The sequence below is a fragment of the Isoptericola sp. AK164 genome (genome assembly GCF_029643425.1).
GTDB lineage: Bacteria > Actinomycetota > Actinomycetes > Actinomycetales > Cellulomonadaceae > Isoptericola > Isoptericola haloaureus.
Genome location: NZ_CP119106.1, coordinates 1506313 through 1518699, shown reverse-complemented (window position 1 = coordinate 1518699; position 12387 = coordinate 1506313). Strand labels below are relative to the sequence as shown.

The 12387-nt window shown below is 73.7% G+C and carries 13 protein-coding genes; 5 read left to right on the top strand and 8 right to left on the bottom strand.

Annotated features, from left to right (window positions below):
* Positions 1-6: 6 nt before the first annotated feature.
* Positions 7-990: a quinone oxidoreductase gene (locus tag PO879_RS06955; RefSeq protein WP_278237188.1), complete on the top strand. Its 984-nt coding sequence runs from the start codon at positions 7-9 to the stop codon at positions 988-990.
* A 32-nt stretch (positions 991-1022) separates the two neighbouring features.
* Positions 1023-1814, top strand: coding sequence for an LLM class F420-dependent oxidoreductase (locus tag PO879_RS06950; protein WP_278237187.1), 792 nt, complete (start codon positions 1023-1025; stop codon positions 1812-1814).
* 4 nt (positions 1815-1818) lie between these two features.
* Here PO879_RS06950 and PO879_RS06945 read toward each other — a convergent pair whose 3' ends face one another.
* Genes PO879_RS06945 through thpR form a run of 4 tightly spaced genes read right to left on the bottom strand, consistent with a single transcriptional unit; the run spans position 1819 to position 7027 of the window.
* The gene (locus tag PO879_RS06945; protein ID WP_278237186.1) at positions 1819-2658 is read right to left on the bottom strand and encodes an SDR family oxidoreductase; all 840 of its coding nucleotides are present in this window, start codon (positions 2656-2658) and stop codon (positions 1819-1821) included.
* Positions 2651-5257, bottom strand: coding sequence for a phenylalanine--tRNA ligase subunit beta (gene pheT, locus PO879_RS06940; RefSeq protein WP_278237185.1), 2607 nt, complete (start codon positions 5255-5257; stop codon positions 2651-2653). Before pheT ends, PO879_RS06945 begins: the two co-directional genes overlap by 8 nt.
* Positions 5257-6357, bottom strand: coding sequence for a phenylalanine--tRNA ligase subunit alpha (gene pheS / locus PO879_RS06935; protein WP_278237184.1), 1101 nt, complete (start codon positions 6355-6357; stop codon positions 5257-5259). Before pheS ends, pheT begins: the two co-directional genes overlap by 1 nt.
* A gap of 46 nt (positions 6358-6403) precedes the next feature.
* Positions 6404-7027, bottom strand: coding sequence for an RNA 2',3'-cyclic phosphodiesterase (thpR, locus tag PO879_RS06930; RefSeq protein ID WP_278237183.1), 624 nt, complete (start codon positions 7025-7027; stop codon positions 6404-6406).
* 182 nt (positions 7028-7209) lie between these two features.
* On the opposite strand from thpR, the gene PO879_RS06925 reads away from it, so the two are divergent.
* Positions 7210-7569: a hypothetical protein gene (locus tag PO879_RS06925; protein WP_278237182.1), complete on the top strand. Its 360-nt coding sequence runs from the start codon at positions 7210-7212 to the stop codon at positions 7567-7569.
* A 78-nt stretch (positions 7570-7647) separates the two neighbouring features.
* Here the strand turns inward: PO879_RS06925 and PO879_RS06920 are convergent, their stop codons facing one another.
* From PO879_RS06920 to infC, 4 genes are all read right to left on the bottom strand, one after another.
* A complete protein-coding gene (locus PO879_RS06920) occupies positions 7648-8502 on the bottom strand; it encodes an RNA methyltransferase (RefSeq protein ID WP_278237181.1) in 855 nt (284 codons plus the stop codon).
* Between the two features lie 44 nt (positions 8503-8546).
* On the bottom strand, positions 8547-8930 hold the full coding sequence (rplT, locus tag PO879_RS06915; protein ID WP_278237180.1) for a 50S ribosomal protein L20: 384 nt from the start codon (positions 8928-8930) through the stop codon (positions 8547-8549).
* Between the two features lie 60 nt (positions 8931-8990).
* The gene (gene rpmI / locus PO879_RS06910; RefSeq protein ID WP_278237179.1) at positions 8991-9185 is read right to left on the bottom strand and encodes a 50S ribosomal protein L35; all 195 of its coding nucleotides are present in this window, start codon (positions 9183-9185) and stop codon (positions 8991-8993) included.
* A 102-nt stretch (positions 9186-9287) separates the two neighbouring features.
* The gene (gene infC / locus PO879_RS06905; RefSeq protein WP_347568624.1) at positions 9288-9971 is read right to left on the bottom strand and encodes a translation initiation factor IF-3; all 684 of its coding nucleotides are present in this window, start codon (positions 9969-9971) and stop codon (positions 9288-9290) included.
* Positions 9972-10379: 408 nt separating this feature from the next.
* On the opposite strand from infC, the gene PO879_RS06900 reads away from it, so the two are divergent.
* A complete protein-coding gene (locus tag PO879_RS06900; protein WP_278237178.1) occupies positions 10380-10817 on the top strand; it encodes a Fur family transcriptional regulator in 438 nt (145 codons plus the stop codon).
* Between the two features lie 27 nt (positions 10818-10844).
* Entirely contained in the window at positions 10845-12293 is a 1449-nt protein-coding gene (locus tag PO879_RS06895) for a catalase (RefSeq protein WP_278237177.1), read from the top strand.
* The last annotated feature ends 94 nt before the right edge of the window (positions 12294-12387 follow it).

Sequence of the window (12387 nt, the reverse complement as noted above, 5' to 3'; positions counted from 1 at the left end):
CGAGCCATGCGCGCAGTGGTGGCCCGCGCCGCGGGTGGTCCCGAGGTCCTGGAGTACACCGAACGTCCCGACCCCACGCCCGGTCCGGACGACCTGCTCGTGCGGGTCGCCGCCGCCGGCGTCAACTTCATCGACACCTACCGGCGGTCGGGCGCCTACCCGATGGAGTTCCCGCACGTCGTGGGCGTCGAGGGTGCCGGCACGGTCGAGGCGGTCGGCGACCACGTCGTCGGGTTCGCCGTCGGCGACCGCGTCGCGTGGCACGCCGCACCCGGCTCGTACGCCGAGCTGGCCCGCGTCCCGGCCGCGGGCGCCGTGCACGTCCCGGCCGAGCTGGACCTCACGACGGCGGCCGCCCTGCCCCTGCAGGGGATGACGGCGCACTACCTGGTCGCCTCCACCTTCGAGGTGGGGCCGGGGCACGACGTGCTGCTCACTGCCGGCGCCGGCGGTGTCGGGCTGCTGGCGACCCAGCTCGCCGTCGCCCGCGGCGGTCGCGTCCTGACGACCGTCTCCTCCCCCGAGAAGGCCGCCCTGTCGTCCGCCGCCGGGGCCGCGCACACCGTCGACTACGCCGCGATGGCGGACCTGACCGCCGAGCTGCCCGCCGTCGTACGCCGCCTGACCGACGGCGAGGGGGTGCACGTCGTCTACGACGGCGTCGGAGCGGCGACCTTCGACGCCTCCCTCGCCGCGCTGCGCCCCCGCGGCACGCTGGCGCTGTTCGGCGCCGCCTCGGGCCCCGTGCCGCCGGTCGACCCGCAACGCCTCAACGCGGCCGGATCCGTCTACCTGACCCGGCCCTCGCTCGTGCACTACACGGCCGGCCGGTCCGAGCTGGAGTGGCGGGCCGCCGAGGTGTTCGACGCCGCGGTGGCCGAGGACCTGGACGTGCGGATCGGCGCGACGTACCCGCTGGCCGACGCCGCGCAGTCGCACCGTGCCCTGGAAGGACGCCGCACGACCGGCAAGGTGCTGCTCATCCCCTGAACCCCGGCGCCGGGGCGCGTAGCGTGGCGGCCATGACCTCCACCACCCCCGAGCGACCCGTGCGCGTCGCCGTCCAGCTCCAGCCCCAGCACGCCGACTACGGCCAGATCCGCGACGCCGTGCTGCGCGCCGAGGACCTGGGCGTCGACGTGGTCTTCAACTGGGACCACTTCTACCCCCTGTCCGGCGATCCCGACGGCAAGCACTTCGAGTGCTGGACCATGCTCGGTGCCTGGGCCGAGCAGACCGAGCGCGTCGAGATCGGCGCCCTGGTCACCGGCAACGGCTACCGCAACCCCGACCTGCTGGCCGACATGGCCCGCACGGTCGACCACGTCTCCGGCGGTCGGCTGATCCTCGGGATGGGGGCCGGCTGGTTCGAGAAGGACTACCGGGAGTTCGGCTACGAGTTCGGCACGGCCGGCTCGCGCATCGCCGGCCTGGCCGAGGCGATGCCGCGCCTCCGCCACCGGCTGGCCGTCGGCAACCCCGCGCCCACCCGCGAGATCCCGATCCTCATCGGTGGCGGCGGGGAGAAGAAGACCCTGCGGATCGTGGCCGAGCACGCGGACGTGTGGCACTCCTTCGGCGACGTCGACACGCTGCGCCGCAAGTCGGCGATCCTGGACGAGCACGGCGCCGCCGTCGGCCGGGACACCGCCCGGCTGGTCGAGCGCTCCGTCGGGGTCCACGGGGCGCCCGACGCGACCGGTCCCGACCTGGTCGCGGCCGGAGCAACCCTGCTGACGATCGGCGTCGGCGGCCCGGACTACGACCTCAGCACCGTCGCGGACTGGGTCGCCTGGCGCGACGCCCAGGGCTGAGCGGTCAGCGCTCCGTGAGGGTCTGACGCAGCGGGTCGTCGTCGCCGGCCGGCAGCACCCGCAGCCGGCGCGGCACGGCGGCCGTCGCCTCGGCGGCGACCGCCCGCAACGACTCCGGGGTGTCGTCGGAGACGCGCACGAACCAGCCCGAGCAGTCGTCGAGCTCGCCGCGGGCGAAGGCGACCGCGACGTCCACGGTGCGCTCCACGGGCGTCCACTCCGTGCGCCCCTCGTGGGTCCGCATCCCGGCGGTCATGTCCGTGGCCACCACGCCCGGCGCGAGCTCGAGCGTCCGCAGCCCCTGGTCGTGGCCCGTGGCGTGCAGCTGCTGGCCGAGGCGCATCAGCGCGGTCTTGGACAGGTTGTAGGCGCTGGAGTAGGTCATGTCGTGCGAACCCGCCCCGCTGTTGAGGTCGATCACCCGGCCGCCCCCGCGGGCGAGCATCGCCGGCACGACGTTCCGCACGAGGAGGAACGGGCCGCGCAGGTTGGTGGCCATGACCGACCACCACTCCTCCGCGTCCGCCTCCCACACGGGGACCTCGGCGTCGATGCGCCCGGCGTTGTTGACCAGCAGGTCGATCGGGCCGAGCTCGTCCCCGGCACGGCCCACCGCGGCGGAGACGGCCCGCGGGTCCGTCACGTCGCACGGCAGGACGACCGCCGTCCGGCCCGCGGCCCGGACGAGCCCGGCGACCTCGGCCAGCCGGTCGGCGTCGCGGGCCAGCAGCGCCAGGTCGAGACCGGCCTCGGCCAGACCCAGCGCGACGGCCCGGCCGATGCCGCGCGTCGCCCCGGTGACCAGCGCGGTCCGCGCCGCGGGGACCTGGTGCGGCTCAGCCACGGAGGACCGCCCCGACGCGCTCGGCGGTGGCGCGCACGACGCCGTCACGGACGGCGCGCACGTCGTCGGCGGTCAGCGTCCGGTCCGCGGCGCGCAGCCGGACGGAGTAGGCCAGCGACTTCTTTCCCGCGCCGACCTGCTCGCCGGTGAAGAGGTCGAAGAGCTCCACACGCTCGAGCAGGTCCCCGGCACCCGCCACGACCGCGGCCTCGACCTCGGCGGCCGGGACCCCGGCGTCGACGACGAGGGCGAAGTCCTCCTTGGCCGCGGGGAAGGCCGACACCGGCGCGGCCGTGCGGGGCGCCGTGTCCGCCGCCGCGACCAGCGCCGACAGGTCGAGCTCGAACGCGGCCGTGCGACGCGGCAGGCCGAGCTCCTCCAGGACCTTGGGGTGCAGCTCGCCGGCGTGACCCACGGTCCGCAGCGATCCGTCACCGTCGGCGACGGCGAACCGGGCGCACCGCCCGGGGTGCCACGGCATGTGCTCGGGGTCGTTCGCGACCACGACCTCCACGCCCACGAGGTCGGTCACCGTCCGGGCCGCCTCGACGGCGTCGGCCCAGTCGACGGGACGGCCCTCGCCCCACCAGCCGGCCGGCGCGCGGTTCCCCGCCAGGACACCGGCGACCCGGCGGGGCTGGTCCGGCGTGGCGGCGGCCAGCGCGTCGAGCTGGTCCGCCGAGGGCCGCACGCCCACCGGCAGCTGCGGGGCCGCCGGGGCGTCGACGGCCGGGCGGGTCACCTGGCCGACCTCGAAGACGGCGACGTCGTCGATCCCGCGCGAGACGTTGCGTCGCGCGGTCTCGAGCAGGCTGACCAGCAGGTTGGTCCGCATCAGGGGACGGTCGTCCGCCAGCGGGTTCGCCAGCCGCAGCGCCCGACGACGCGGGTCGTCGGCGGGCAGCCCGAGGGCGTCGAGGTCCTGCGGGCCGACGAACGGGTACGACAGCACCTCGACCAGGCCGGCGTCCGCGAGCGCGCGGGCGACCGACCGTCGCACACGCTGCTCGGGCGTCAGGCCCCGGCCGCCGGGGGCCGCCGGGAGCTCGGAGGCGATCTGGTCGTAGCCGGCGATGCGCACGACCTCCTCGACCAGGGCGGCCGGCTCGGTGAGGTCCGGGCGCCAGGTCGGCGGGGTGACGGTCAGCGTCTCCTCGCCGGTCACCGTGCAGCCGATCTGCTCGAGGATGCCCACGACCTGCGCCCGCGAGTAGGACACGCCCGAGGTGCGCGCGGGCAGGGCGACGTCCATCTCGATCGGCGTGGGCGACGTGGTGGTGTCCAGGTCGCTCACCGCCGGGTCCGCGGTCCCGCCGCCGAGCTCGACGAGCAGGTCGACGACGCGCTGCGCGGCCACGGGCGCCAGCAGCGGGTCGACGCCGCGCTCGAAGCGCTTGGCCGCCTCGGAGGGCAGCTTGTGCCGGCGTGCCGTGCGGGCGACGGTGACCTGGTCGAAGTGCGCGGCCTCGACGAGGACGTCGGTCGTCGCGTCGGACACCTCCGAGGAGGCCCCGCCCATGACGCCGGCCAGGCCCAGCACGCGTGCTCCCCGGGCGCCGTCGGGCGAGTCGGTGATGAGCAGGTCCTCGGCGTGCAGGGCGCGGTCGACGTCGTCGAGCGTGGTCAGCCGCTCCCCCGGCGTGGCCCGGCGGACCACGATCGGTGCGGCGACCTGCGCCAGGTCGTAGGCGTGCAGCGGCTGGCCGAGGTCGAGCATCACGTAGTTCGTGACGTCCACCGCCAGGGAGATCGACCGCATGCCCGAGCCCTCGAGCCGGCGCTTCATCCAGGGCGGGGTGGGCGCGGCCGGGTCGATGCCGCGCACGACGCGCGTGACGAACCGGTCGCAGCCGACCTGCCCGTCGATCGGGGCGGCGTCGTCGACCTCGACGGCGAAGCCGTCGTCCGTGGCGGCCGGCGGTGCCGTCGGCAGCGCGTCCGGCCGGCCGCGGTCGGTGAACGCGGCACCCGTGGAGTGGGCGTACTCGCGCGCCACGCCCCGGTAGCTGAACGCGTAGCCGCGGTCCGGGGTGACGTTGATCTCGAGCACCTCGTCCCCGAGGCCGAGCAGCGCGACCGCGTCCTGGCCGGGGGTGAGGTCCGCGGCGTCGAAGCCGGCCTCCGTCAGCACCAGGATGCCGGCGTGGTCCTCGCCCAGACCGAGCTCCTTGGTCGAGCAGATCATGCCGTCCGAGACGTGCCCGTAGGTCTTGCGCGAGGCGATCGCGAACCCGCCCGGCAGCACCGTGCCGGGCAGCGAGACCACCACCAGGTCCCCGACGCCGAAGTTGTGCGCGCCGCACACGACGCCCCGCGCTCCCCCGGCGGGCACGTCGGCGTCGTCGACGCCCGCGATCTGCGCCGCGTTGTGCTCGCCGCCGACGTCGACCAGGCACCAGTTGATCGTCTTGCCGTTCTTCTGCTCCTCGGGCGTCAGCTCGAGGACGCGACCCACCACGAGCGGCCCGGTGACCGCGGCGGGGTGGATCTCCTCCTCCTCCAGGCCGACCCGGACGAGGTCGGCGGCGAGCTGCTCGGCGCTCAGGTCCGCCGGCAGCTCGACGTGGTCGGCGAGCCAGTCAGCAACGATGCGGGGCATCAGATCTCCGTCCCGAACTGCGTGGAGAAGCGCACGTCGCCCTCCACGATGTCGTGCATGTCAGCGATCGAGTGGCGGAGCATCAGCGTGCGCTCGATCCCCATGCCGAACGCGAACCCGGAGTACTCCTCGGGGTCGACGCCGGCGGCCCGCAGCACGTTGGGGTGCACCATGCCGCAGCCGCCCCACTCGATCCAGCCGGCCCCACCCTTCTTCTGCGGGAACCACAGGTCCATCTCGGCGCTGGGTTCGGTGAACGGGAAGAAGCTCGGCCGCAGGCGGGTCTTGGCCTCCGGCCCGAACATCGCCCGGGCGAAGGCGTCCAGCGTGCCGACGAGGTTGGCCATCGTCAGTCCCTTGTCGACGGCGAGACCCTCGACCTGGTGGAACACCGGGGTGTGTGTGGCGTCCAGGGCGTCGGTGCGGAACACCTTGCCCGGGCAGGCGATGTAGAGCGGCACGCCGCGCGCCAGCAGGGAGCGCGCCTGCACCGGCGAGGTGTGCGTGCGCAGCACCAGGTTCGGCGCCGCGGACGGATCCTCGCCGGCGTCCGTGCCGTCGGTGCCCGGTCCGTCGGTGCCCGCGACGTAGAAGGTGTCCTGCATCTGCCGGGCCGGGTGGTCGGGCCCGAAGTTGAGGGCGTCGAAGTTGAACCACTCGGCCTCGACCTCGGGACCGTCCGCGATCTCCCACCCCATCCCGACGAAGAAGTCGGCGGCGCGCTCCTGGACGAGCTCGATCGGGTGCCGGGCACCGACCGGGGCCCGGTGCGTCGGGAGAGTGACGTCCACGGTCTCCTCGACCAGCACGCGGGCGTCCCGCTCGGCCTCGAGCTCGGTCTGGCGGGCGGCCAGCGCCTGGTTGATCCGTCCGCGCCGGGGGCCGACGTTCTTGCCCGCGGCGGCCTTGTCGGGGCCGGGCAGGCCGCCGATGGCACGGTTCGCCAGGGCCAGCGGGCTCTTGTCGCCGGTGTGCCGGGTACGGACGGTCTTCAGCTCGTCGAGCCGGGTCGCTGCGGCGACGTCGGCCAGCGCGGCGTCCACCGCCGCGTCCAGGGCGGCGACGTCCAGCGGGTCGGGCAGCGGTTCGGGCGCAGTCATGCGTGCCTTCCTGCGTGGTGGGAGAGCGGCACCGCACAGTCTATGGTCACCCGAGGGGCAGCACCGCGACGTCCTCGTGGGCCGGACCGCCCGAGCGACCCGCCCCGAGGCGCGAGGCGACCACGTGCACGGTGCGGACCGGCCAGGTCGGACCCCGGTAGACCGCCAGCGCGCGGGCCCAGCGGGCGAACGGCGTCGCCGGGTCCGTCTCGCGCGGGGCGCCTCGGCCGCGACCGTGCCGGTCCCTGCCTCGCCGCGCGGCCGAGACCCTCGCCACGGTCAGGTGCGGGCGGCCGCCGGCCCGGTCGGCACCTGCGATCCCCACGGCGTCCGCCGCGCGGGCCACCTCGTGCGACAGCGCCCGCAGCCGGTCCACCTCACCGCCGACGCCGACCCACAGCGTGCGACCCCCGAACGTGCCGCTGCCGACCAGCGCCGTCTCGAACGGCGCAGCGCGTGCCACCACCGTGGCGAGCTCGTCGACGTAGTCCTCCACGGCGCCGTCGGGGACCTCCCCGTGGAAGGCGAGCGTCACGTGCCGCTGCGCGGACGGGACCCAGCGCAGCCCGCTGCCCGGTGCGGACGCCGACGGTCCTCCGACCCCGCCCAGCGCCAGGTCGAGGTGCTCGAGCACCTCCCGGGGCGGGTACACCGCCGTGAACAGTCGCACCCGCCGATGGTACGGCGGCCCTCCGTGCCCGGGCGTCCGTGTCGAGGCGGCGGGAGGCGGTAGCGGGAGGCGGCGGCGTGGGTCGGGAACGGCCCGGCGAAAAAGATCGATCCGTCTGCATCCGATCCGCGCCCCGACGCCGAACACCCGGGTGTCATGGCCCCGAAGGAGAGGAAAGACCCATGAAGCGCATCGCGATCGCCGGCGTGTCCGCGGCCCTCGCCGCCCTGGCCACGGTGGGAGCCGCCGGTTCGGCCTCCGCCGCCGCCCCGGTCGGAGCGGGAGACGGCGGCAAGCCCACCGGCATCGAGTGCCAGCAGTTCGGCATCGGCGTGCTCCAGGACACCGGAGTCCTGAGCGGCGTGGCCGCGAACGGGCTGGAGTGGCCGATCGGGAGCGGCGACTACCTGCCCTTCAGCACCGTGCTCCAGATCCACCGCACCGACCCCGGTACCGCGAACGTGGTGCTGAAGGCCTATGCGGACGTGCTGCTGCCCGGCGCGGACGTCGACGGCGCCATCGACGCCGCCTGCCCGGCCTGACCCCGGGCCATCGACCGGCCGAGGGCCCCGCGTGTTCGTCCCACGCGGGGCCCTCGGTCATGTCCGGGGTCGGACGCCTCAGCGGTGGGCGCGTCCCGAGGCGTAGAGGCAGACCGTCGCGGCCGTCGCCAGGTTGAGGGACTCGGCCCGCCCGCGGATCGGGACGCGGACGACGGCGTCGGCCAGCGCGCGGTCCGGCGCCGGCAGGCCCCACGCCTCGTTGCCGAAGACCCAGGCCGTGCCGCGCGCCAGGTCCGGCGCGTCCGCGGCGTCGCTGCCGGCGACGTCGAGCAGGTCGTCGAGGTCGTGGCGGCCGGTCCCGTCGGCGGCGAGCACGGTGCAGCCCGCGGCGCGGGCCGCGTCGACGGTCTGCGCCAGCGTCACCCCCGTCACGACCGGCAGGTGGAAGAGGGACCCCGCGGTGGAGCGGACGACCTTCGGGTTGTGGACGTCGACGCTGTCGCCGGCCAGCACCACCAGGTCCGCCCCGGCGGCGTCGGCGGCGCGGATCACGGTGCCGGCGTTGCCCGGGTCCCGCACCGAGGCCAGCACGGCCACGAGCAGGGCGCGGTCCGGCGACCCGGCCGCGGCGAGCGCGGGCTCCAGCTCGGGAGCCCGGACGCGGACGACGGCGAGCACGCCCTGGGCGTCGGCGCTCATGGCGTCGAGCACCTCGGGGGTCCCGACGTGGACGTACAGGTCGGCGTGCTGCGCCGCGTCGAGGATCTCGGGATAGCGGCGGGCCGCGTCCGCGGTGAGGTAGAGGTCGCGCACGTCCTGCGGGGCGTGCCGCACGACCTCCCGGACGCCCTGCGGGCCCTCGACGAGGAACTGGCCGTGCTTGGAACGCGCAGAACGCCCGGACAGCGCCCTGACCTGCTTGACGCGACCTGCTCGCGGGTTGGCGAGCGTCACGTCGGGGATGCGGGGCATCGGCAGGCGGGCTGTCCGGGCGTCCTGGGTGACCGAGCGGGTGCTCAGGCGGCCTTCGGCGCGTTGACGTCCTGGGGCAGGGCGTCCTTGGCGACCTGGACCAGCGCGTTGAACGCGGCGGTGTCGTTGACCGCGAGCTCGGCGAGCATGCGACGGTCGACCTCGACGCCCGCGGCCTTGAGGCCCTGGACGAACCGGTTGTAGGTCAGACCCTGCTGGCGGGCCGCAGCGTTGATGCGCTGGATCCACAGCTTGCGGAAGTCGCCCTTCTTGGCCTTCCGGTCACGGTACGAGTAGACGAAGGAGTGGGTGACCTGCTCCTTGGCCTTGCGGTACAGACGGGAACGCTGGCCGCGGTAGCCGCTGGCGCGCTCGAGGGTCGTACGGCGCTTCTTGTGGGCGTTGACCGCCCGCTTCACGCGTGCCACGTGATGCTCCTTGCAGTTCGGGTCGACAAGCGATCTCGGCGGCCGGGGCCGCCGACAGGATCACTTACCGAGCATCTTCTTGATTCGCTGGACGTCGGCCTTGGCCACCGGCTCGTCGGAGGCCAGCCGGCGGGTGCGCTTGGTCGGCTTGTGCTCGAACAGGTGGCGACGGTTCGCCTGCTCGCGCATGAGCTTGCCCTTGCCGGTCGTCCGGAAGCGCTTCTTGGCGCCGGAGTGCGTCTTGTTCTTCGGCATGACTGCCGTCTCTCCTCGTGTCGGTCACCCGCCCGGAGGCGGGGACGTGGTGCTGACCGGGGCCGGTAGGGCCGGCCCGGTGCCAGTTGGTTCGTGCGGCGATCAGCCCTGGCGCGGACCGGGCTTCGGACCCGGCTTGGGTCCGGACGCACCGGCGCCGGACTCGGAGACCGTCGGCTCCGGGGCCTGCTCCGAGGCCACCTCCGGTGCCTCTTCCGGCTCGGGCTGGCCCTCCGCGGCGCGCCGCTCGGCCTTGACCTCCGACTTGGTCTTGCGCTGGGCGTTGACCTCGGCGGACCGCTTGCGCTGCTCGCTCTTGGCCTCGGACTTCTTCTTGACCGGTCCGAGGACCATGGTCATGTTGCGCCCGTCCTGCTTCGGCATCGACTCGACGAAGCCGAGCTCGGCGACGTCGTCCGCGAGCCGCTGCAGCAGGCGCACGCCGGCCTCCGGGCGGGACTGCTCACGACCACGGAACATGATCATGACCTTGACCTTGTCGCCGGCCGCGAGGAACCGCTCGACGTGCCCCTTCTTGGTGGCGTAGTCGTGCGGGTCGATCTTGAGGCGGAAGCGGATCTCCTTCAGGAGAGTGTTCGCCTGCTTGCGCCGCGCCTCGCGCGCCTTCATGTCCGACTCGTACTTGTACTTGCCGAAGTCCATGAGCTTGGCGACGGGAGGACGGGCTGCCGGGGCGACCTCGACGAGGTCGAGGTCCGCGTCCTGGGCAAGCTTCAGGGCGACTCCCGTGGCGACCACGCCGACCTGTTCCCCGCCCGGGCCGATGAGCCGGACCTCGGGGACGCGGATCCGGTCGTTGATGCGAGGCTCGCTGATGGTGATGCTCCTAGGTGCTCGTCGTGACGACCGTCAGGTACGGGAAAGGCCCCCGACCCGAGGAGCAGGTGGAGGCCATCGATACCGTCCGTCCGTGGCGTGCGCCGACGAACGACCGTGGTGGGACGACGTCGCGCCGTCCGACCGGACCCGGCCCCTGTCGGCGAATGCCTGTCGGTGCTCGGGTGGGATGATCTCCACTTGCATGCACCCGGCCACTGGGCAGCCGGGTCGGTCGACCACTGACTGTAGCACGGAACCCCCCGCGCCCGGCGAGCACCCGACGTGTCGGCTCGGTCACGCCGCCGCTCTCGCGAAGACTGGAATCATTCCAGAGAAGCACCTAGGGTGGTTGCCATGAGCACCACACCGGCCGACACGTCGACGGAGCGCCGCCTGCTGCGCGACGCCGGTCTGCGCGTGACCGGTGTGCGCCTCGCCGTCCTGCGCGCGCTCGGCGAGCACCAGCACTCGACGGCCGACACCGTGGTGCGGGCCGTGCGCGCCGAGCTCGGCTCCGCCTCGGTGCAGGCGGTCTACGACTCCCTGCACACCCTGACCGACGCCGACCTGCTGCGCCGCGTGGAGCCCGCCGGGCACCCCGCACGCTACGAGCGACGGGTCGGCGACAACCACCACCACGTGGTCTGCCGCGGGTGCGGCGCCGTCGCCGACGTCGACTGCGCCGTCGGGCCGGCTCCCTGCCTCGTGCCCGGCGACGCCCACGGCTTCTCCGTCGACCTCGCCGAGGTGACGTTCTGGGGCATGTGCCCCGCGTGCACCGACGCCTCCTGAAAGATCCCCCGAGAAAGGACGTCCCCCATGACGACCCCCCACACGACGACGCAGACCGGCAGCCCGGTCGCGAGCGACCAGTACTCGCTCACCGTCGGCGCCGACGGCCCCACCGTGCTGCACGACCGCTACCTGGTCGAGAAGCTCGCGTCCTTCAACCGCGAGCGCGTCCCCGAGCGCAACCCGCACGCCAAGGGCGGCGGCGCGTTCGGCGAGTTCGTGGTCACCGAGGACGTCTCGCAGTACACCTCCGCCGCCGTGTTCCAGCCGGGTGCGACCTCCGAGACCCTGCTGCGGTTCTCGTCCGTGGCCGGCGAGCAGGGCTCCCCCGACACCTGGCGCGACGTGCGCGGGTTCGCGCTGCGTTTCTACACGGAAGAGGGCAACCTCGACGTCGTCGGCAACAACACGCCGGTGTTCTTCCTGCGCGACGCGATGAAGTTCCCGGACTTCATCCACTCCCAGAAGCGTCTCGGCGCCTCCGGGCTGCGGGACGCGGACATGCAGTGGGACTTCTGGACCCTGTCGCCCGAGTCCGCCCACCAGGTGACCTACCTCATGGGCGACCGCGGGCTGTCGCGGTCGTGGCGGCACCTCAACGGCTACGGCTCGCACACCTACCAGTGGATCAACGCCGAGGGCGAGCGCTTCTGGGTGCAGTACCACTTCATCGCGAAGCAGGGCGTCGAGATGATGAGCAACGCCGACGCCGAGCGCATCGCCGGCGAGGACGCGGACTACTACCGCCGCGACCTGTACGAGGCGATCGAGCGCGGCGAGCACCCCTCGTGGGACGTCAAGGTCCAGGTCATGCCGTACGAGGACGCCAAGACGTACCGCTTCAACCCGTTCGACATGACGAAGGTCTGGCCGCACGCGGACTACCCGCTCATCAAGGTCGGCACGTTCACCCTGAACCGCAACCCGCGCAACTTCTTCGCGGAGATCGAGCAGGCCGCGTTCTCCCCGGGCAACCAGGTGCCCGGCACCGACATCTCGCCCGACAAGATGCTCATGGCGCGCGTGTTCTCGTACAACGACGCGCACCGCCACCGCATCGGTGCGAACTTCAACCAGCTGCCGGTGAACCAGCCGCACGCCTCCGAGGTGCACACCTACATGCACCAGGGGCCGATGCAGTACCACTTCAACGGTCCCGAGCACCCGGTCTACACGCCGAACTCGTTCGGCGGCCCGGCCGCGGACCCGGCGCGCGCCTCCGAGGGCAGCTGGGAGACCGACGGCGAGCTCATGCGCTCGGCCTACACCCTGCATGCCGAGGACGACGACTTCGGCCAGGCCGGCACCCTGTACCGCGAGGTCTTCGACGACGCGGCCAAGGCGCGCTTCCTCGAGACGCTGACCGGCCAGGGCAAGGCCATCACGATCGACGAGATCCGTGAGCGGTTCTTCCAGTACTGGACGAACGTGGACGCCGAGCTCGGGGCGAAGCTGCGCTCCGAGGTCGCCGCGTGACGCTCACGCGCTGACGTCCCGGGGGCGCCGTCGGCGCCGGATCTCGCCGGCGTCGCCCCCGCACCGAGGCCGGACCCGCACGCGCGGGTCCGGC

Coding starts and splice junctions, on each gene's coding strand:
- PO879_RS06955 (WP_278237188.1), top strand. CDS start 7: ATGCGCGCAGTGGTGGCCCGCGCCGCGGGTGGTCCCGAGGTCCTGGAG.
- PO879_RS06950 (WP_278237187.1), top strand. CDS start 1,023: ATGACCTCCACCACCCCCGAGCGACCCGTGCGCGTCGCCGTCCAGCTC.
- pheT (WP_278237185.1), bottom strand. CDS start 5,257: ATGCCCCGCATCGTTGCTGACTGGCTCGCCGACCACGTCGAGCTGCCG.
- pheS (WP_278237184.1), bottom strand. CDS start 6,357: ATGACTGCGCCCGAACCGCTGCCCGACCCGCTGGACGTCGCCGCCCTG.
- PO879_RS06925 (WP_278237182.1), top strand. CDS start 7,210: ATGAAGCGCATCGCGATCGCCGGCGTGTCCGCGGCCCTCGCCGCCCTG.
- PO879_RS06920 (WP_278237181.1), bottom strand. CDS start 8,502: ATGCCCCGCATCCCCGACGTGACGCTCGCCAACCCGCGAGCAGGTCGC.
- rpmI (WP_278237179.1), bottom strand. CDS start 9,185: ATGCCGAAGAACAAGACGCACTCCGGCGCCAAGAAGCGCTTCCGGACG.
- PO879_RS06900 (WP_278237178.1), top strand. CDS start 10,380: ATGAGCACCACACCGGCCGACACGTCGACGGAGCGCCGCCTGCTGCGC.
- PO879_RS06895 (WP_278237177.1), top strand. CDS start 10,845: ATGACGACCCCCCACACGACGACGCAGACCGGCAGCCCGGTCGCGAGC.